This window comes from Parahaliea mediterranea, from assembly GCF_003402235.1.
In the GTDB taxonomy this organism is placed as follows: Bacteria; Pseudomonadota; Gammaproteobacteria; order Pseudomonadales; family Halieaceae; genus Parahaliea; species Parahaliea mediterranea.
In genome coordinates this window covers 243317-262468 of record NZ_QEWO01000003.1, presented here as the reverse complement: position 1 = coordinate 262468, position 19152 = coordinate 243317, and the positions used below count along the sequence as shown (strand labels likewise).

The following is a 19152-nucleotide window of genomic DNA, read 5'->3' as shown; positions in this document are numbered from 1 at the left end:
AATCGGAAGACACAATGCGTCAAAGCGTAAGCAAACTGCTTGCCGTGAGCGGGCTGGCCCTGGTGGCCAGCCCGTTCTGCTTTACGGCCCAGGCACAGGATTACATCGATGTTGAGGCGGAACGCCGCGCCCAGGAGCAATCCGGCGGCAGCGCGCGGGCCCCCGACAATGCCCGCAACAGCTATGGCTCGCAGCCCTCCGGCGCCTATCCGGCCACCAGTTACGGGGTCAACTCCGCCCCCGCGGGGCAGGGTGTTGGCCAGGGGCCGGCGCCAGCGGCGGCCGCACCGGATGTGGCCTCTGGCGGTGGCAACATTGGCCAGCTGGTGCTCAAGGTGCAGCAGCTGCAACAGGAAGTCATGCGCCTGAATGGCAAAGTGGAAGAGCAGGCTCATGAGCTGCGCACCCTGAAATCACAAAGCCTGGAGCGCTACGTTGACCTGGATCGCCGGGTCAGTGAACTGGCGACAGGCGGTGCTGGAGGTGCAGCCGCCGGTGGCGCTGCGGCAGCGGGTGCTGGTGCGGCAATGGCCGACGAGGGCACCCCGACCGTCAGTACCGGCGCCGCCCGCGTGAAAGAGCAGCCGGGTGAGGCCGACGCCTATCGCGCCGCCTACGCCCTGGTGCGCGGCCAGCAGTTCGACCAGGCCGTCAGCGCCTTCCGCGACTTTCTGCGCCAGTATCCGGCAGGCCGCTATGCCCCCAACGCCTACTACTGGCTGGGCGAGCTCTATCTGGTGGTACAGCCGGCGGATCTGGAGTCATCGCGCCAGAACTTTACCCTGTTGCTGGAAGAGTACCCCGACAACGCCAAGGTGCCGGACGCCCTGTACAAGCTGGGCCGCGTACACTATATGAAAGGTAACCGGGAGAAAGCCCGGGAATACCTTGATCGGGTAGTGCGGGATTACGGCGACAGCAACAATGCCGCCGCCCGTCTGGCCCAGGACTTTATCGACGAAAACTACTGAACACTCAGTAGTCCCACTATGAACAAGCCGTTGCCGCACCGCGACGGCGCCCCCTCCGCCAGCGCGGATGGGGCGCTGCGTATTACCGAGATTTTCTATTCCCTGCAGGGTGAAGCCCGCACGGTGGGCCTGCCCACCGTGTTTGTGCGCCTCACCGGCTGCCCTTTGCGCTGTGTGTACTGTGACACCGCCTATGCCTTCAGTGGCGGTGAAATGATGGCGCTGTCGGACATCACCGCCCAGGTGGCCGCTTATGCGCCGCGCTATGTCACCGTAACCGGGGGGGAGCCCCTGGCCCAGCCCAATTGCCTGGTGCTGCTGCGCCAGTTATGCGATGCGGGCTACGAGGTCTCCCTGGAGACCAGCGGCGCCCTGTCGGTAGCGGGGGTGGACCCGCGCGTGGTCAAAGTGCTGGATTTGAAAACCCCGGCCTCGGAAGAGGCCCACCGCAACGACTACGGTAACATCGCCCACCTGGTGCCGCATGACCAGGTCAAATTTGTTATCTGCGACCGCGCCGACTACGAGTGGGCGCGCTTCAAGCTGGATGAATACCAACTGGCCGATAAAGTGTCGGATGTGCTGTTCTCCCCCAGCCACGGCAGTTTGCCGGGGCGGGAGCTGGCAGAGTGGATTCTGGCGGACAACCTGCCGGTGCGCATGCAACTGCAGCTGCACAAATACCTCTGGAACGATGAGCCGGGGCATTGAGCCCGCAGCAGCGCGCGTGCGCCCCGGCACTGCACCACCTGCCTTCGATCGCTGCGTGTAACCGCGGCTTCAGTCATTGGAAATACCATGGAAAGTGAAAAACGTGCCGTAATCCTCGTCTCCGGCGGGCTGGACTCCGCCACCGTGTTGGCCATGGCGCGCAGCCTGGGCTACCAGTGCTATACCCTCAGCTTTGACTACGGCCAGCGCCACCGGGCCGAACTGCTGGCGGCGCAGCGGGTATCCGCCGCGTTGGGGGATGTCGAACACAAGGTGGTCAGGCTTAACCTGGACAGCATCGGCGGCTCCGCCCTGACCGACACCCGCCTTGCGGTGCCACAGGAGCAGACCAGCGGCATCCCCATCACCTACGTACCGGCGCGCAACACGGTGTTCTTGTCCATCGCTCTCGGGTGGGCGGAGGTGCTGGGTGCCAGCGATATTTTCATTGGCGTCAACGCGGTGGATTACTCCGGTTATCCCGATTGCCGCCCCGAGTATGTAGCGGCCTTTGAAACCATGGCCAACCTGGCCACCCGGGCCGGGGTGGAGGGGAGCAAGCTCACCATCCATGCCCCCCTCATGGACATGGGCAAGGATGAGATCATTGCCACCGGCCTGGCACTGGGGGTGGATTACGCGCTGACCGTGTCCTGCTACCAGGCCACCGAAGGCGGCCTGGCCTGTGGCAAATGCGACAGTTGCCGCCTGCGCAGGGAGGGCTTTGCCGGTGCCGGCGTGGCGGACCCGACCCGCTACATCGAAACCTGAAAAATCTACACACCGGGCCGAAAAATGGCTTGAGTTTTGGTGCTGAATCAGTAGTATACGCACCTCATTCGCGGCGACGTATTACCGTTGCCCGAATCGACCCGTTTTAGGGGCCGTTAGCTCAGTTGGTAGAGCAGTTGGCTTTTAACCAATTGGTCGATGGTTCGAGCCCATCACGGCCCACCAACATACGCTGTTCAGGCAGCGACAAAAGAACCCTCCCAGCGAGGGTTTTTTTGTGCCTGTCATACCGCCTTGTCCTGTCGTATTGCGCCGAATCGCGCCTGGGGGCGCAGGGGCGGCCCTTCATTTTTACATTTTGTTTAGATTTGTTGCCGGTGTTGCTTGCTAGTATGCCGGCACCGCCTGGCGCGACCACTTTGCGGGCTTCCATCGCCCTGATACTTCGCGCAAGACGTTACATTCCACCGTAACAAGGATGTCGGGCTATGCCATCGAACAAACCTACCCCCCTTCTCAAACACCTCCTGCCCCTTGCCGCAGCCGTGGCTGTTGCCGCACCCTGGTCGGCGGCGCAGGCCGACGTTGTGCTGACCCCGTCGACCCATGATTTTGGCGATGTCGTGGTGGGCGAGGCTGCCACTCCCCTGCGTTTTGTGCTGGAAAACGAGCTCGATACCGGTCAGGACCCGATCCTGTTCCGCATTTCCGGCACCGAAACCGGCGCCGATGTGGATGCCAGTTACACCAGCGTGAACACCTGCCGGGTGGGCACCAATCTCATGCGTGGTGACAACTGCACCTTCGACTTCAATGTCACGCCGCGGGAACTGGGGCCCACCACGCTGACGCTGGAGTTTGGCTTTACGCCCTCAAGCTTCACCCGCACGCTCACTGTGACCATCAATGGGGTGGCCGCGCCGACGCCGACGACACCGCCCACGACGCCGTCACCCGGCGCTGTCACCCCCGCGGCCGTGCCGGTGCTGGATGCCTGGGGCCTTGGCCTGCTCTCCGCAGGGGTTGCCGGCATCGCCTGGTGGCGCCGTCGCCGGGGCTGAACACCCGCCAGCACACTGGGCTACACTGCCGGTCAGGAGTGCACGAGAGTAAGCGTGCAGAAACACCGGTTTGAACCATGCTCTATCGCGTTGCGGCAGACCTTGTTCTGCTGGCCCATGTGCTGTTCGTGGCCTTTGTTGTCATTGGCCTGGTGCTTGTTCTGTTGGGCGGCTGGCGCCGCTGGGGCTGGGTACGCAACCCCTGGTTTCGGCTGGCCCATGTTGCGGCAATTGGCTTTGTTGTGGTGCAGGCCTGGCTGGGCCGGCTCTGCCCGCTGACGCACCTGGAAGTCGCCCTGCGGGAACGGGCGGGAGATGCGGTGTACTCGGGGGCGTTTATCGCCCACTACCTGGAGCGAGCGCTTTACGTCCAGGCTCCCCAATGGGTGTTTGCGGTGGTGTATTCCCTGTTTGGCCTGTTGGTGGTGGCGGCCTGGCTTTGGGTGCGCCCGCGAGGCTTTCGTTAAGAGAGGTTTTCGTTAAGAGAGGCTCTCAATGACGCGAGGATTGCAATAACCCAGGCTTGCACGAAGCGCCCAATACTGCGTTCGCCGGGCAAGGGCTACAGCAGCGATGCCAGCCCGGTGGCGGTGCCGAGAAAGGCGAGAAAACCGGTGACGTCGGTGACGGTGGTGAGGATGATGGATGAGGCGGTCGCCGGGTCCTGACCCAGGCGCGACAGGATCATTGGCACCAGGGCACCGGCAATGCCGGCCATGATCATGGCGGTCACCATGGCGATGGCAATCACCAGCGCCAGCCCGGCGGACTGGCTCCACACCCACACCCCCAGCCCGCAGGTGAGCGCCAGGGCGCTGCCGTTGATGATGCCGATTTTCACTTCCTTGGACAGCACCGCCCGCCACTGCACGGTACTCACTTCTTTCAGAGCCAGGCCGCGCATGGTGACGGCCAGCGCCTGGGAGCCGGCGTTGCCGGACTGGCCGGCCACCACCGGCAGCAGAATGGCCAGTGCGGTGAACTGGGCAATGGTGGATTCGAACAGGCCCACCACCGCGGCCGCCAGGAAGGCGGTGAGCAGGTTGATGTGCAGCCACACCAGGCGGCGTTTGACGGCGAACAGTGCCGGCGACAGGGCGCGCTCGTCGGCGCTTGCGCCCACCATGCGTTGGATGCCGGCGGTGGCGGCCTCTTCCGCCGCCTGGAACAGGTTGGCGTAGCGGATCACACCGAGCAGCTTGCCGGCCTGGTCCACCACCGGGATGGAGTCCGAGCGCGAGTTATCGAACAGCTTGACCAGGTCTTCCTCGGTGGAGCTCAGGTAGGCCACGGCCTCCACCGGGTGCAGCAGGTCCGACATGGGCGTTTCCGGCTCCGCCAGTGCCATGTCCTGCAGGTCGACCCGGCCCTCCAACTCATCCTGTTCGGACACCACATACAGCGAGCGCACACGCTTGATTTTGGACTGGCGCAATTCCGCCAGGGCCTCGCCCACGGTCTGGTCCGGCAGGTAGCGCGCCCGCAGGCGATCCATATAGCGGCCGGCGGTGCGCTCGGGAAATTCCAGCAGTTCGCGGTATTCGCTGCGAATGCCGCCGGGCAGGTCGGCCAAGGCAGTTTCGCGCTCGCCCTCGGTGAGGGAGCGCAAAATCAGCAGGGCGGTGCGAATGCTCGCCAGCTGCAGCACGCGGCTGCGCTGGCCGGGCTCCAGCGCCAGGAACAGGGCGTTGAGCTGGCCCGGGTCGGCGTACTCCAGCAGGCGGGTGTAGCTTTCCGCAGACAGCTGTTCCAGCCCCGCGGGCAATTCGCCGCCGCGCTCCACCACCCGGGCGGCCTCGGCGGGAAACTCGCGCACATAGTATTCGCGCAGCTGGTCGGCGAGGTTCATGGGCGACCGATCAGTGATTCCATCACCCGGCCGCAGGTGTTGAGGTAGCCGCTGGCCAGTTCGGTGAGGACTTTGTCAATGCTGAATTCGCCGGGGCGGGCCTCGCCGGCGACCCGCTCCAGGGCGGCGCGGCTGATAACACCCAGCAGGCGCTGCTGGTGATCCACCACCGGCAGGTCGGCGTGGTCTGCCCACTGGCGGGAACTGAGGGCGGTGGCGGCGTCGGTGAGGCCGCTGAGCGGCTCCACGTTATCGACCACCTGGCCGACGGTGCGGTTGCGATTTTTGCGGGCGAAGGCGGCGCGCAGGTTGAGCAGGCCGCGGTAATGGCCCTGGGGGCCCACCACCAGCACCGGCTGGGCGCGGGTATCGGCGGCGCCGGCCAGGTCGTCGCAAAACTCGTGGCAATGGGTGTCTTCGGCCACCCGGATGAAGTCGCTGCTGACCAGGGCGGCCAGGGTGTGGGAGGGAAACTGCAGCAACTGGTAGAGGGTGCCGCGTTCGTCCGCAGGGGCGGCCTGTAGCACGGCCTGGTAGCGGCTCTCGTGTAGGTGGGCGGCCAGGGCCACGGCCTCGTCGGCACCGGCATCGGCCAGCAGCCCCGCCACCTGGGCCGGCGGCAGGGTTTCCATCAGCCCGGTGAGCTGCCAGCTCGGCAGATTGGCGGCCAGGGTGGCCGCCGTGGCGCGCGGCAGTTGTGCAAAAAAGGCCTCCAGCGCCGCCAGTTCACAATCAGCCAGCTGTACCGCCAACTCCCGGGGGCGGGAGGTGGCAAAAGCGAGCACCAGCGGGTCAAGGCTCATGGCCAGGCTCCGCCGGCGCCTGCGGCGCCTCCCGCAACAGCAATACCTCCGCCGCTACAAACTGGGCCGTGGGCACGGTAAGGATGCCCTGTTCAGCCTCCAGCACCACGGCGGTACTCAGCATTTCGATAATGCGCCCCTGGCTGCCGTTAATGCGCACCTCATCGCCAATGCGGTAGCGGTCCAGGGCGCGCCGGGCCAGCAGGTTTTCCACCAACTGGCGGCTGCCCAGGGCAAAAGCGAGCGACAGGCCGCCAAAGAAGAAGCCCAGCAGAATCACAATCACGTTGGACAGGAAGCTGATGTCCACCGCGGTCTGGGCGAGGCCAGTGAGCACCGCCGCCAGCAGTACCAGCAACTGGGCGAAGCGTGGCACCAGGTGGTCCGACGACATCCCCATCAGCCCGGCCACAATACTGCGCACGATAACCCCGAGCAGGTAGCCCGAGAGAATGATAAAGCCGCCGAGAATAAGCTGGGGGATGTACTGCAGTAGGCGGTCCAGCCAGTCGCGTACCACCGAGATACTCAGTGCCTGCAGGGCCATCAGCAGGAAGATGACCAGCGTGCCGTAGTACACGCCGGCCCGCAGGGAGCGGCGCAGCATGCGCAGGTCCACGTCTTCGAGGCGGTTGCGGGCGCGGCGCCGCAGGTAGGCCTCCAGGTGGATCAGCCAGCGCTCGGTGAGGCGGGCCAGCAGGCCGGCGAGGACAAAGCCGGCGATGGCGATCAGAATCGCCAGGATTTCCGGGTTTTGGTTAAACAGCTCCGAGGTCATAACAAGACCCTTGCCCGCCAGCGTTATTCACTGTGTCAGCCCGTACTTTAACCGGCTCGCTGCTCCAGCGCCACTGCTTCGGATTTGGCGTCGGGTTTGGGCTCGGGGGCCGGCTCCGGCAGGCGGGCGGCAATTTTCTGCGGGAATTCGGTGTTGCCGCGGTCCAGTTTGATCACCGGTTTTTGCAGAATCAGGCTGTTGGGGTAGGTGATCAGGTTGCCATCCGCGGTGCGAATCAGCACGTGGAACAGGCCGATTTCCTCCACTGTGCCAGACAGGTCGAAGTCGGCGTCGGTGACCTTGATCTGGTCGCCCACCCGGTAGGGAAAGCCGAAAAAGATCACCATGCTGGCGGTGATGTTGGCGAGGATGGACCACTGGGCGAACAGGGCCACGCCAATCACCGCAAAGGCTGATGACAAGAACAGCGACACCTGTCCGTAGCCGAAGCCGAGGATCAGGCAGAGCACAATCACAAAAGCTACGAACAGCAGGATGTTGGAGGTTTTCTCCAGGTACTTGATACGGACCTCGGCCACGTCTTTGTGGCGGCCAAGGCGGCGAATGGTGGCGTTGACGGCGCGGGTGGCGAGCAGGTACGCCAGGATGCAGATCGCCACGGAAAGCCATTTCATCGAACAAATATCCTACGTTGTCGGTCGGGTTGCGAGCAGGGTGGTATCGGGTGCTGCGGGCAATCAGCGGCGATACAGTTTGGTCAGGTCGCCGTAGTGATCCACCCGGCGGTCGCGCAGGTAGGGCCAGATACGGCGTACGGATTCGCTGCGCGCCAGGTCGATGTCCACCAGTGCCACGGTCTCCTCGTGCTCGGCGGCCTGCCAGAGGATTTCCCCCTGGGGGCCGGCGACAAAGCTGGAGCCCCAGAACTGGGCGCCGGCGCCGCCGGCCGGGTCGGGTTCGTGGCCGGTGCGGTTCACGCTGATCACCGGCAGGCCGTTGGCCACCGCGTGGGAGCGCTGGATGGTGATCCAGGCGTCACGCTGGCGCTTCTGCTCGGCCTCGTCGTCGTTCGGGTCCCAGCCGATGGCGGTGGGGTAAATCAGCATCTGGGCCCCGGCCATGGCCATCAGGCGGGCACCCTCGGGGAACCACTGGTCCCAGCACACCAGCACGCCCAGGCAGCCCACGGAGGTCTGGATGGGCTCGAAACCGAGGTCACCCGGGGTGAAGTAGAACTTCTCGTAGTAGCCCGGATCGTCGGGAATGTGCATTTTGCGGTACAGGCCGGCGATGCTGCCGTCGGCTTCCAGCACCACGGCGGTGTTGTGGTATAGGCCGGGGGCCCGGCGCTCGAACAGGGAGCTGACAATCACCACGCCGAGCTCTTTGGCCAGCGCGCCCAGGGCATCGGTGGAGGGGCCGGGAATGGCCTCTGCCAGGTCGAACAGGTCGGTGTCCTCCTGCTGGCAGAAGTAGCGGCTGCGGTGCAGCTCCTGCAGCACCACCAGTTTGGCGCCTTCGGCCGCGGCGGCGCGGATGCCGTCAATGCTGTGCTGCAGGTTGGCGCCGGTATCGTCGCCGCAGGTCTGCTGGACAACGCCAACTACCAAAGTACTCATGCTTGCGGCCCTCCTTCGGCGGCCTGTTCGCGCTGCAGCACCCCGGCGGGCAGCTGCATGGTAATGCAGTGGAGACTGCCATGCTGACGGATCAGGGTGCGGCAATCCAGCCCCTCCACCCGGTAGCCCGGGAAGGCCCGGCGCACCTGGGCCAGCGCGGCGGCGTCGTTGGGGTCGGCGTAGGTGGGCACCAGCACCAGGCCGTTGCAGATTAGGAAGTTGGCATAGGTCGCCGGCAGGCGGTGGCCGTCTTCCGGGTCGTACTGGGCGCCGGGCCAGGGCAGGGGCAGCAGGCGGTAGGGCTTGCCGCTGGCGTCGGTAAGCGCGGCCAGTTCCCGGGCCATGCTCGCCAGGTCTTCGAAATGCGCGTCTTCGGGGTCGTCGCAGGCCTGGTAAAGCAGGGTGTTGTCCGGGCACAGGCGGGCCAGGGTGTCGATGTGGCTGTCGGTATCATCCCCTGCCAGGGCGCCGTGCTGCAGCCAGTTCACCTTCTGTATGCCCAGCTGCTGCGCCAGCACCGCTTCAATGGCCGCGCGATCCAGATGGGGGTTGCGGTTGGGGTTTAGCAGGCATTCGGCGGTGGTGAGCAGGGTGCCGCAGCCGTCACTCTCGATGGCGCCGCCCTCCAGCACCATGTCCACCGCCTGCAGTGTGGCATGGGGGTAGGCGCCCAGGCGCTTCAGTTCGCCGGTCAGGGCGTTGTCCAGCGCGGCCTCGAACTTGCCGCCCCAGCCGTTGAAGCGAAAGTCCAGCAGGCGCAGGCCCGCATTGGTGGCCACGGTAATGGGGCCGTGGTCGCGGGCCCAGGTGTCGTTGCTGGGGGCGGCAAAGCACCGCACCCGCCCGGGGGCGGTGGCGTCGAACTGCTGCTGCAACTCGGCGGCTCTGCCGGCCGGGGCGGCAATCAGTACGCGGGCGGCGGTGCTGATGTGCTGCACCAGCGCGGTGTACAGGGCCTCCACCTGCGGCAGCAGGTAGAGCCAGTCGCTGTCGGCGTGGGGCCAGGTCAATTGTATGGCGTCCTGGGGCTCCCATTCCGCTGGCAATCGTACCGTCATGGTTGTGGGTCCGGTGGTGGCAATCAAAGGTGCGCGGAATGTAGCACAGGCGGGGCTTGCCGCAATGCCACTGACCGCTGCACAGTAGTTTTCCACACGATTCGGGCGCGGGATTGGCGCGCTGTTGTTGCGCCGCACGGCCTAAGTGCCGGCCGCAATGCTACCTTCATTTGCCAAGCCGCCTTCATTCACCAAGCCGCCTTCATTCACAAAGCTCCCTCATTCATAAAGCCTGCCTCGGCCAGTGCGGCGTGCAGCTGTCGGGCCAGTTGCCGGTAGCCGGCGGCATTGGGGTGGATGGGGTCGGCCCGCAAGGTTTCATCAGAGAGGATGCGCGCCAGTATGTTCTGTACCAGAAACACCTGCTCTTCTTCCGCCAGTTCCCGGTAGAGGGCGGCGTCATCCAGGGTGCCCACACTGGCCCGCAGCACGGAAAAGCGCGGCACGGCCACCAGGGCCAGTGGGATGCCCTGGGCCTTCACCTGGCGGATCAGCCCCCGCAGGTCCTCCTTCACGGCGGATGCGGGTCGCCGGCGCAGGAAGTCGTTGCCGCCCAGCTCCAGAATCACCAGCGCCGGTTGATGCTGCGTAAGTGCATCGCCCAGGCGCTCACCAGCCCCCTGGGCGGTATCTCCCGGCACACCGGCGTTGACCATGCGCCAGCCGTTCAGTGCGGCGAGGCGGTCGGGGTAGGATTCACCGGCAGCAGCGCCCGTGCCAAAAGTAATGCTGTCGCCGAAGGCCATTACGGTCGCGCCCGGGGGAATTGGGTTGACGGTGGGGTCTGGAGCGCAGGCGGAAAGGAGCAGGCACAGCAGAATCCCGGAGAATCGCTGCATAAGGCGGAACGGCGTGTGGGTTTGCATGGAATCCCCTGGTGCGGTGAGAACTGCGATGCTGGTCTAAGCTGCCCAGTAGATCAAGGTGGATGAGGGGGCAGGTTCATGAAAGTGACGATGGCGCTGTTGGTGGTGGCGATACTGCTGGCTGTGCTTCTGCTGTCGCGCGGCGCCAGTCGATTGGCGCTGGTGAGCAGTGAACCTGCCGCCCGTTCGCCGGCAACGCGGGTGATGCAAGAGGCGCTCCCAGCAGAGACTCCCGCTGCTGTTCGGGGAAAGATAACGGGTGAAGCAGATGGCGAGGTGGTGCCAGCGGTCGACCTCGCCGATCCCCGTGTGGTCGCCTATCTCTCCCGCGAGCGGGACAAGTCCACACTGCGCGGCTATTTCGATGACCCGGGCGCAAGCGAACTGTCGGCTGACGAGGCCTGGGCGCTGATCGAGCAGGTGGAGGCGGAGGGCCGGGTGATGGGCTTTGAAGCCCTGCACCTGAAGCTGGCCTGGCTGGAGCGCAACAGCGCCAGCGAAGAGGAATTCCAGCAGCGCGCCAGTCAGTTACTGGCGCAGTATCGCCAGCGCGCCGAGCAGGCCGCGCAGGCCGGGTCACCGGAGCGCAACCCCGCCTTTGTGGATTACAAGCAGCGTGAGCGGCAGATCATGGACGAGGTGGCCGCCATGGATGACATTCCAAACGGCATGACTCGCCAGGCCTACCTGCGCCAGCGCCTGTTGGAGGCGCGCATGGCGGCCTACGGCGAGTCGCCCCCGTCTTACTGACTCGGCGACGGCCGGCTATAGCAGGCTGCCCACCAGATCGTAGAACCAGTCGTGGTTGTCGGCGTAGTCGCTGCTGGACAGTGATTCCACCGCTCGCAGGGGCGGCCCGCCGCGGTAGTTCACCACGTTGTTCATGAAGTCGTAGGTGTCCAGCCCCAGTTCCTCGATTTCGCCATAGCGGAAGTCCAGCACCGACACGCAGTGGCTTTCGTTGAAGTCGCGGTACAGCGGGAAATAGTAGCTCCAGTTGCCGGTGGCGTTGAGCAGGGGGATGAGGTTGTCCGCCGTATCCTGCTGCCACCGGGCGCGCAGCTTGTTCAGTTTAGAGTCGGGGTCGGGATCGTTGCCGATGTCGGGGTAGAAGCGCTCGTAGGAATACGAACTGAAATTGCCGTCCGCCAGGAAGTGGGTAATGCCCAGGCGGTCGCCCGGGAACTTGCCGGAAAGGCCGCCGTACAGACTGGCCAGGCGGTTGCTGTCGAAGCCGGGGGTTAGGGCGCTGAGCATGTTCAGCGGGTGCTCGGCGGTGGGGTTGCCTATCACGCTGGTATCGGTCCAGGACGACAGCACCTCCTGGTGCAGGGGCACCGAGGGGTAGGCGCTGGTATCGCTGGTGTTCAGCGGCGCTTCAAAAACCGGGCCGGAATCGTCGATCAGGTAGCCGTAGGTCGAGCCGAAGTGGCCGCGCAGCTTGGAGTAGTTGAGCAGGGCGCCGATGCTGCCGGCGCTGCAGCCGGCCACCGTGAGCTGCTTGGGCTCCTGCAGGTTGTTGCGCACCCAGGACACCACCGACTGTACATTGCGCAGGCCGTTGTGGTGCCACACCAGCGTCTCATTACTGTTGTCGGGGTTGACGTATTCCGTGGTGCGATCGCCCACGTAGATATCGCCGGTGCAGTAGGGCACATAAACAATGTTCCACTCGCCGGTTTTGAACTGGTTGTAGGGGTGGTGGGTGTAGATCAGTGGCGAGGCTGCCGCCGTGCCGAGGTTGGCGGTGTTCTGGAAGTCCAGCAGGTTGATGTTCTGCACGTAACCATCGGCGATGCCATTGGGGTTGCGGGCGCCGCGAATGCCGGTCTGGCCGGTGCAGCTGGCGTAGTCCCAGCAGGCGCCGCCGCCCTCAAAGTAGAGGATGGTATTGCTGGTGTCCGGCACACGGTACACAAAGAACTTGTAGGGCGAGCCGTTGCCGCACATGGCGCCGCTGCTCACCGGCACATCCACCTGCTGCCAGTTGTCGTACTTGCCGGGTGAAAAGCCGTCGTTAAACCCGCTCTGGCGCTGCTGCAGGGGGTACATGCCCTGGGTTTCGCCGTGGCTCACCGGGCGATTGGCCTGGGGTGGGCTGATCAGGTTGCGCAGTGTTTTGAAAAACCCGTAGTCGCCAGGCTCGGCCAGGCTGGTGGCCGCGGGCAGGGCCAGGGCCGCGCCGAGGGCGGCGGCGAGGATGAATGAGGTGCGTGTGGCCATGATTGCCTCCTGCTGTGGCTGTTCTTATTGGCCGGGGCACTCCCCGCGCCGGCTCAGACTTCAGGTTAGTCAGCGCTCGGCGGTGCTTTAGACTGTTTTGTTATTTCATTGCCGGCTGGTTATCCCATCGCGGCCGGCGCGCATCCTAGAACAGGCTCAGCAGCCCGGCCAGCAGGGCATAGCGCACGCTTTTGCCGATGAAGGTCAGCGCAATAAACAGATCGAAGCGCACTTTCATCATGCCGGCGATAAAGGTGAGGGCATCGCCGCCAATGGGCAGCCAGGCGAACAGCAGGCTCCACACGCCGTAGCGCTGGAACCAGCGCTGGGACGCGCCCAGCCGTTCCGCCCGGAAGGGAAACCAGCGCCGATCCTGGTAGGCCAGCAGGTAGCGCCCCAGCACCCAGTTCACCGCCGAGCCCAGGGTGTTGCCTACGCTGGCCCACAACCACAGGGCCCAGGGGTTGTAACCCTCGCGCAGCAAACCGAGGAACAAAAGTTCCGAATAGGCCGGCAGGATGGTGGCGGCCAGGAAGGCGGCGCCGAACAGGGTCAGGTAGGCGGTCATGGGCTGCTATTCTGCCTGCTTGGCCGGCGGCTGAGAACCGCGTGGCGGCAGGCGCGGATATGGCCGCTGGCTCAATCTTTTAGGCCGGTGGTTTCGTCATCGGCCGGTGTCGGCGGTAGTCTGTGTGCTGTCGTTCAGGTACAACATAAGGAGAATACGGATGACGACCCCCGAGGCCGTGCACTTTGGCGCGGACGAGCTGCCTTTTGTGGATATTGGCGATGGCAGCAAACTCAAGGTGCTGCAGGTGCGCACAGGCGAGGGCCTGTGGATCATCGAGAATATCTTCCAGGCGGGATACGAAGTGGAAACCCACCGCCATACCGGGCCGGTGTATGGCTACACCACCTCCGGCGCCTGGAAGTACAAGGAGTATGACTACGTCAATCGCGCCGGCTCCTTCCTGTATGAACCCGCGGGCTCGGAGCACACCCTGCAGTGCATCGAGAACGACACCCGGGTGTGGTTCCAGATGTACGGGTCCAACATCAACCTTGATGCCGCCGGCGCTATCACCTCGGTGGTGGATGGCGCGCTGACCCTGGCCTTCTACTACGCCATGTGCGAAGAACAGGGCCTGCCGCGCCCCAACGTGCTGGTGACGGACTGACGGTGATGACGATGGATATCGATATCTACAGCCCGGACAGCTACACCGCAGGCATCCCCCACGCACAGTTTGCCTGGCTGCGGGCCAACGCGCCCGTCTACTGGCACCGCCACCCGGACGGGGGAGGCTACTGGGTGCTGAGCCGCCACGCCGATGTAACCGCCGTATCGCGCGATTTCAAAACCTTCTCCGCCCAGCGCGGCTTTGTGATGGTGGATGACATGCCGCCGGATATTCTCACCATGACCCAGTCCCAGCTGCTGGGCATGGACCCGCCCCAGCACGGGCCGATCCGCCGCGCGGTGATCTCCCGCTTTACTTCTCGCATGCTGGCGGCGCTGGAACCGCGAGTGCGGGACATTGCCCGGGGCGTGATGGCAGCCGCCCGCGCCGGCGAGCCGGTGAATTTTGTGGATGACCTGGCGGGCGATTTGCCCACCGCTGTGATCTGCTCCCTGCTGGATATCCCCGAGGCCATGTGGCCCCAGATTCGCCGCTGGTCGGATCTGCAGACCTCCGGCACCGATCCGGACCTTGGTGGCACCCCGGAGGAGGTCACCCAGGCCTCCATCGAGATGGGGACCTACGGCTTTGAGCTGGCCAGTGAACGCAAGGGGCGCGGCGGGGACGACCTGATCACCCTGCTGATCGACCAGGAAGTGGATGGCCACACCGTGTCGGAAATGGAGTTTGCCTCGCTGTTCGTGCAGCTCACCGTGGCCGGCAATGAAACCACGCGCAGCCTGATCAGTTCCGGCATGTACGCGCTGTTGGAACGCCCGGCCCTGTACCAGCAGCTGCTGGACGACCCCACCGGCCTGCCGCTGGCAGTGGAGGAAATGCTGCGCTGGACCTGCCCGCTCCATTACTTCCGGCGCACCGCCACCTGCGATACCGAGGTGGCCGGCCAGAAAATCGCCGAGGGTGACCGGGTGGTGATGCTCTACAGCTCCGCCAATTTCGACGAGGCGGTGTTTGCCAGCCCGCTGGACTTTGATATTCGCCGTGACCCCAACCCCCACCTGGCCTTTGGCCACGGCATTCACCTCTGCCTGGGCGCCAACCTGGCGCGCATGGAGGCGCGGGTGTTCTTCGAAGAGTTTTTCCGCAGCTTTGGCAGCGGCATCGAGCTTGCTGGCGAGCCGGTGTTCATCCGCTCCAACAACATCCACGGCTTCAAGCAGATGCCGGTGGTGCTGACGCGGGCGGCCTGAGCCGCCCGCCTGGTAAGGCCGTCAGGCGGCCATGGGCTGGCGCCTGACGGGTGTTTGGCCGGTAGATGGCAGGCCGCTAAAAGGCTTTGTAGGGCAGGAACTTGCCCGACAGCACCACATTGACCCGGTCGCCGGCCGGGTTTTGCTCGCGTTGGATGTCGAGGCTGAAGTCGATGGCGCTCATGATGCCATCGCCAAACTCCTCGTGAATCAGCTCCTTGATGGTGGTGCCGTACACGCTCACCACTTCGTACCAGCGGTAGATCAGCGGGTCGCTGGGCACGGCGCTGGGCAGGGAGCCCTTGTAGGGAACAATCTGCAGCCAGGCGACGGCCTCGTCCGGCAGGCCGAACAGCTCGCCGACGGTTTCTGCCTGGGGCTTGGTGAGGGTCATCTGCCCGAGGCAGGCGGCGGTGCTCCACTCCTTGGACTGGCCCACGGCCGCGGCCACCTGGGCCCAGGTGATGCCCTTGCTGACCTTGTTGGCAATGATGAGTTGGGTAACGTCGTCGCGATTGCGGATCATGGTGGTTCTCCGTTTGGGGTGTTTACAGCAGCCGGTAGAGCAGGGCGAGGATGATCAGCAGTTGGATCACCGCCACGCCCTGCCACACGGCCACGGGTTTGCGTTCCAGCAGGGGGGGCTTTTCCCGCGCCAGGTAGTCGTTGCCGGGGTGGCGCAGTTCATACAGAAACTCCGACAGCTCGCCCTGGCGCTTCAGCGGCTCCACCTGCACGGCCCTGCGCAGGGCGGCATCGACCCAGGCGGGAATGTCGCCATCGTCCCGCGCCAGGTTGCGATAGCGCAGCCGGCGCTGGGCCGTGAGGTTGCGGGCCCGGGCCACGCCGGTGCCGTAAGGGTAGTCGCCGCTCAATAGGTAGTAGGTGAGAATGCCCAGCGAATACAGGTCAGCGCGGGCGGTGCCCGGCTGGCCGAGGAAATACTCCGGCGCGCAGTACAGGGCGGTGCCGGGGATGGGCAGGTCCTCCTCGCGTCCCAGTTCCGCCAGGCCAGCCACATGCACCGCGCCGAAGTCGATCAGCTTGACCGTGCCGTGGCGGTCGATCATCACGTTCTCGGGGCGCAGATCCCGGTGCAGCATTTCCCGGCGGTGAAAGGCCAGCAGGCCCCGGGCCACCTGCTCGATAATGCCGCGCACGGTTTCCAGCGGCGGGTTGGGGTTGTCGCGCAGCCACTGGGCCAGGGTCTGGCCGTCGATGTACTCGGTGGCGGTGTAGAGAAACTGTCGCTCCCTGTTCACGGGTGCTGCCCGCAGCACATGGGGGCTGTTAATGCGCCGGGCGATCCACTCCTCCAGCAGAAAGCGCTCCAGGTAGGCGGGGTTGTCGCTGTGCTCGGTGGCCGGGGTTTTGATCACCACCTGCTGCCCGCTGCTGTCGTCCTGCGCCAGCCAGGTGTGGCTGCGGGCGCTGTTGTGCAGGGCGCGCAGAATGCGGTAGCCGTCAAAGCACTGCCCGGCCTGCGGGGTTGGCGGCAGGGGCAGGGCCTGGGCCCTGGCCTGCAGGTGCTCGCCGGCGCGCTCGGGCAGGTGGTCCACCCGGGCAATCTGCAGGGTGAGGTTGTCCGGGCTGCCGGCGTCGAGGGCACTTTGCAGCAGGGCGCTCGCCAGGTCGTCCAGGTCATCCGGGTTGTCTGAAGGTGCCAGCAGCGCGTCCAGCAACTGCTGCGGTTGCAGGTATTCGTAAACGCCATCGGTGGCCAGCAGGAACACATCGCCCGCTCGCAGGGGCAGGCTGCTGTAGTCCACCGCCACCCGATCCAGCATGCCCAGCGCGCGGCTCAGGTAGCTTTCGCCGGCCCTCACCCACTGGCGATGATCGTGGGTGAGCTGTTGCAGGGCGCCGTCGCGCAGCAGGTAAATGCGCGAATCGCCCACGTGCAGCAGGTGGGCGGTGTGGCCGCGCAGCACCAGGGCGCTGAAGGTACACACGTAACCGCGGTCGCGCTCAAAGCGGTGGGGGCCGCGGCGGCTCTGGGCGTACAGCCAGGCGTTGGTGGCGGCAATCACCCGCGCGGCGGCGGTCTGCACCGTCCAGGCCTCGGAGGTGCAGTAGTAGTCTTCCAGAAAGCTCTTTACCGCCGTTTCGCTGGCGATGTGGCTCACCGGCGACGGGCTGATGCCATCGGCCAGGGCCAGGGCCACGCCGTGCAGCGAACGCACCGGTTCGGCGGGCACCCGGGCGCCGTGGCAGTCCTGGTTGCGGGGCTTGCGGCCGCGCTCGCTGGCCTGGCCAATGCGAATGCCCACCCCCGGGTGGGGGGTGGGCACCGCCCCGGCCCCGTGGCCGGGGGCGCTGTGGGTCAGGGGAGTGATCAGTGTGCCACCGGCTGGCCGAAGGGGGCGGGTTGCTCACGGCTCGGCGCGGTGCGCACGTGGGTGCTGTACAGGGTCAGGCCGGTGAAGGCCAAACCGCCTACCAGGTTGCCGAGGGCGGTGGGAATTTCGTTCCACACGAAGTAATCGTAGATGGACAGGTCGCCGCCCATGATGATCGCCGAGGGGAACAGGAACATGTTCACCACCGAGTGTTCGAAGGTCATGTAGAAGAACAGCATGATCGGCATCCACATGGCGATCACCTTGCCGCTGACATGGGTGGAGATCATCGCGCCCACCACGCCCATGGACACCATCCAGTTGCACAGCATGCCGCGGAAGAAAATGGTCATCCAGCCGGCAAAGCCGTATTCCGCATAGCCCAGGGTGCGCGCGTGGCCGATGCTGGCAATCTTTTCGCCCACCTCGCCCGGCTCGGTGGAAAACCCGTAGGTGAACACAAAGGCCATCATGAAGGCCACCGTGAGCGCCCCGGCAAAGTTGCCGGCAAACACCAGCCCCCAGTTGCGCAGCACGCCGTTCACGGTCACCCCGGGGCGCTTGTCCAGCAGCGCCAGTGGCACCAGCACAAACACCCCGGTGAGCAGGTCAAAGCCCATCAGGTAGAGCATGCAAAAGCCGATGGGAAACAGCACCGCCCCCAGCAGGGCGCTGCCGGTCTGGGTGGTGATGGTGATGGCGAACACCGCGGCCAGCGCCAGAATGGCGCCGGCCATGAAGGCGCGGATCAGCGTGTCGCGGGTGGACATGAAAACCTTTGCCTCGCCGGCATCGACCATCTTGGTCGCAAATTCCGAGGGAAGTAGATAAGCCATAGGTGGTGCCCCAAACTGTGTGAAAGTGATCGGCCAGCGGCGGCGGGCGGTATCGCGGGACAAAAAAACGGCGCCCCAGTCCTGTGCCCTGGCACAGGTGCTGGTAGACGCCGTTGTCCATGGAAACCGGATTGTATGAGCCGCCGCCAACTGGCCAGTGATGCTCGCTTGCACACAGTACTTAGCAAGCACTGTGCCAGCGCTGGAATGGGCGTCGGCAAAGTGGCCGCAGGCGGCCCGGCGCTGTTATTTCAGGGGGTTGGTAGGGGAGTTGGCGCCGTGAGCGGCGCGCCGGTGCTGCTTTTGTGGCGGGGCGGTGCACCGTTGCAATGCCGCTGCACTACGGTGGTGCGCGATTAAGCGGGGCGGGGTTGGTGACTGGTATGGCGAGTAGAGTGGGGCGAGTACAGAGGGGTCAGTGCAACGCGGCTGGTACAGCTTGGCCAGCGCAGCGCCTGGTGCGTTTAGTGCAGCGCCCGGCTGGGGCCACCGCGCTGGGGGTCGCCCTCGGGGAACAGATAGTCCAGGCGCAGGCACTCTTCCGCCAGCTGCCGGGTACCCTCCATCACCATCACCACAAAGGCGGCGAACTGATCCCGCGTGAGGCCGGTGTGCACCGGTAGAAAGCCGGCAATCACCAGCTGCGGCGTGGCGTCGTCGATGATGTCGAGGAAGACCTTGAGAAAGGGGTAGTCCATATTGATGCGGCCGAGGTCCGCCGCCAGCGGCAGCAGGGCCATGGGGCGCACTTCCAGGCCGGTGCTGAACACCAGGCCGTAATGCTCAAGGATCACCCGGCTGTCCACCACGCCATCCAGCGCCTGCAGGGCGCGCACATGCAGGCCCTCGCATTCGCCGCACAGGTCAAAGGCGACCTTGGTTTCTTCCATCCAGCGCTCCAGCAGGGCGCGGTCGGGTTTGTACAGTGACGACATAGTGGGAGAGTGGAGCTG

21 protein-coding genes and 1 tRNA gene are annotated in these 19152 nt (G+C 65.1%); 9 read left to right on the top strand and 13 right to left on the bottom strand.

What is annotated here, in order from left to right; all coding sequences use genetic code 11:
* Window positions 1–14: 14 nt before the first annotated feature.
* The 6 genes from ybgF to DDZ17_RS10545 all read left to right on the top strand — a co-directional run bounded on the left by ybgF (window position 15) and on the right by DDZ17_RS10545 (window position 3942).
* On the top strand, window positions 15–971 hold the full coding sequence (gene ybgF / locus DDZ17_RS10570; protein WP_116366631.1) for a tol-pal system protein YbgF: 957 nt from the start codon (window positions 15–17) through the stop codon (window positions 969–971).
* Between the two features lie 18 nt (window positions 972–989).
* Entirely contained in the window at window positions 990–1682 is a 693-nt protein-coding gene (queE, locus tag DDZ17_RS10565) for a 7-carboxy-7-deazaguanine synthase QueE (protein ID WP_116366629.1), read from the top strand.
* A gap of 87 nt (window positions 1683–1769) precedes the next feature.
* Window positions 1770–2453: a 7-cyano-7-deazaguanine synthase QueC gene (queC, locus tag DDZ17_RS10560; protein WP_116366627.1), complete on the top strand. Its 684-nt coding sequence runs from the start codon at window positions 1770–1772 to the stop codon at window positions 2451–2453.
* Between the two features lie 110 nt (window positions 2454–2563).
* A tRNA-Lys gene (locus DDZ17_RS10555) sits at window positions 2564–2639 on the top strand.
* Between the two features lie 263 nt (window positions 2640–2902).
* Entirely contained in the window at window positions 2903–3475 is a 573-nt protein-coding gene (locus tag DDZ17_RS10550; RefSeq protein WP_116366625.1) for an IPTL-CTERM sorting domain-containing protein, read from the top strand.
* 77 nt (window positions 3476–3552) lie between these two features.
* A complete protein-coding gene (locus tag DDZ17_RS10545; protein WP_116366623.1) occupies window positions 3553–3942 on the top strand; it encodes a DUF2784 domain-containing protein in 390 nt (129 codons plus the stop codon).
* Window positions 3943–4037: 95 nt separating this feature from the next.
* Here DDZ17_RS10545 and DDZ17_RS10540 read toward each other — a convergent pair whose 3' ends face one another.
* The 7 genes from DDZ17_RS10540 to DDZ17_RS10510 form a co-directional block, all read right to left on the bottom strand.
* Complete coding sequence (locus DDZ17_RS10540) at window positions 4038–5324, bottom strand: magnesium transporter (protein ID WP_116366620.1); 1287 nt, start codon at window positions 5322–5324, stop codon at window positions 4038–4040.
* Window positions 5321–6127 (bottom strand): magnesium transporter MgtE N-terminal domain-containing protein, encoded by an 807-nt coding sequence (locus tag DDZ17_RS10535; RefSeq protein WP_116366619.1) that lies wholly within the window; start codon window positions 6125–6127, stop codon window positions 5321–5323. Before DDZ17_RS10535 ends, DDZ17_RS10540 begins: the two co-directional genes overlap by 4 nt.
* Window positions 6117–6905: a mechanosensitive ion channel family protein gene (locus DDZ17_RS10530; protein ID WP_116366617.1), complete on the bottom strand. Its 789-nt coding sequence runs from the start codon at window positions 6903–6905 to the stop codon at window positions 6117–6119. The genes DDZ17_RS10535 and DDZ17_RS10530 overlap by 11 nt, the downstream gene beginning before the upstream one ends.
* Window positions 6906–6952: 47 nt before the next feature.
* Window positions 6953–7540, bottom strand: a complete 588-nt coding sequence (locus tag DDZ17_RS10525) for a mechanosensitive ion channel family protein (protein ID WP_116366615.1) — start codon at window positions 7538–7540, stop codon at window positions 6953–6955.
* A 63-nt stretch (window positions 7541–7603) separates the two neighbouring features.
* The gene (locus DDZ17_RS10520; RefSeq protein WP_116366614.1) at window positions 7604–8485 is read right to left on the bottom strand and encodes a carbon-nitrogen hydrolase; all 882 of its coding nucleotides are present in this window, start codon (window positions 8483–8485) and stop codon (window positions 7604–7606) included.
* Window positions 8482–9543, bottom strand: coding sequence for an agmatine deiminase family protein (locus DDZ17_RS10515; protein WP_116366612.1), 1062 nt, complete (start codon window positions 9541–9543; stop codon window positions 8482–8484). Before DDZ17_RS10515 ends, DDZ17_RS10520 begins: the two co-directional genes overlap by 4 nt.
* Before the next feature lie 206 nt (window positions 9544–9749).
* Window positions 9750–10409 carry a GDSL-type esterase/lipase family protein gene (locus tag DDZ17_RS10510; protein WP_206613519.1) on the bottom strand — a complete coding sequence of 220 codons (660 nt, stop codon included), beginning with the start codon at window positions 10407–10409 and terminating at the stop codon, window positions 9750–9752.
* Window positions 10410–10487: 78 nt separating this feature from the next.
* Between DDZ17_RS10510 and DDZ17_RS10505 the strand changes: the two genes are divergently transcribed.
* Window positions 10488–11159, top strand: a complete 672-nt coding sequence (locus DDZ17_RS10505) for a hypothetical protein (RefSeq protein ID WP_157976575.1) — start codon at window positions 10488–10490, stop codon at window positions 11157–11159.
* Between the two features lie 15 nt (window positions 11160–11174).
* On the opposite strand, the gene DDZ17_RS10500 is transcribed toward DDZ17_RS10505, so the two are convergent.
* Window positions 11175–12632, bottom strand: coding sequence for a pectin acetylesterase-family hydrolase (locus DDZ17_RS10500; protein ID WP_116366606.1), 1458 nt, complete (start codon window positions 12630–12632; stop codon window positions 11175–11177).
* Window positions 12633–12777: 145 nt separating this feature from the next.
* On the bottom strand, window positions 12778–13200 hold the full coding sequence (locus DDZ17_RS10495; protein ID WP_116366604.1) for a YqaA family protein: 423 nt from the start codon (window positions 13198–13200) through the stop codon (window positions 12778–12780).
* Window positions 13201–13360: 160 nt separating this feature from the next.
* Here DDZ17_RS10495 and DDZ17_RS10490 point away from each other — a divergent pair, with 160 nt between their 5' ends.
* Both DDZ17_RS10490 and DDZ17_RS10485 read left to right on the top strand, forming a co-directional pair.
* Window positions 13361–13810: a 2,4'-dihydroxyacetophenone dioxygenase family protein gene (locus tag DDZ17_RS10490; protein WP_116366602.1), complete on the top strand. Its 450-nt coding sequence runs from the start codon at window positions 13361–13363 to the stop codon at window positions 13808–13810.
* Between the two features lie 11 nt (window positions 13811–13821).
* Window positions 13822–15024, top strand: coding sequence for a cytochrome P450 (locus DDZ17_RS10485; protein ID WP_116366600.1), 1203 nt, complete (start codon window positions 13822–13824; stop codon window positions 15022–15024).
* A 76-nt stretch (window positions 15025–15100) separates the two neighbouring features.
* On the opposite strand, the gene cynS is transcribed toward DDZ17_RS10485, so the two are convergent.
* From cynS to DDZ17_RS10465, 4 genes are all read right to left on the bottom strand, one after another.
* Window positions 15101–15550, bottom strand: a complete 450-nt coding sequence (gene cynS, locus DDZ17_RS10480; protein ID WP_116366598.1) for a cyanase — start codon at window positions 15548–15550, stop codon at window positions 15101–15103.
* Window positions 15551–15572: 22 nt separating this feature from the next.
* A complete protein-coding gene (locus DDZ17_RS10475) occupies window positions 15573–17315 on the bottom strand; it encodes a bifunctional protein-serine/threonine kinase/phosphatase (protein WP_193940586.1) in 1743 nt (580 codons plus the stop codon).
* Between the two features lie 44 nt (window positions 17316–17359).
* Window positions 17360–18199, bottom strand: a complete 840-nt coding sequence (locus DDZ17_RS10470; RefSeq protein ID WP_116366596.1) for a formate/nitrite transporter family protein — start codon at window positions 18197–18199, stop codon at window positions 17360–17362.
* Between the two features lie 464 nt (window positions 18200–18663).
* The gene (locus DDZ17_RS10465; protein WP_116366594.1) at window positions 18664–19134 is read right to left on the bottom strand and encodes a type III secretion system chaperone family protein; all 471 of its coding nucleotides are present in this window, start codon (window positions 19132–19134) and stop codon (window positions 18664–18666) included.
* Window positions 19135–19152: the final 18 nt, after the last annotated feature.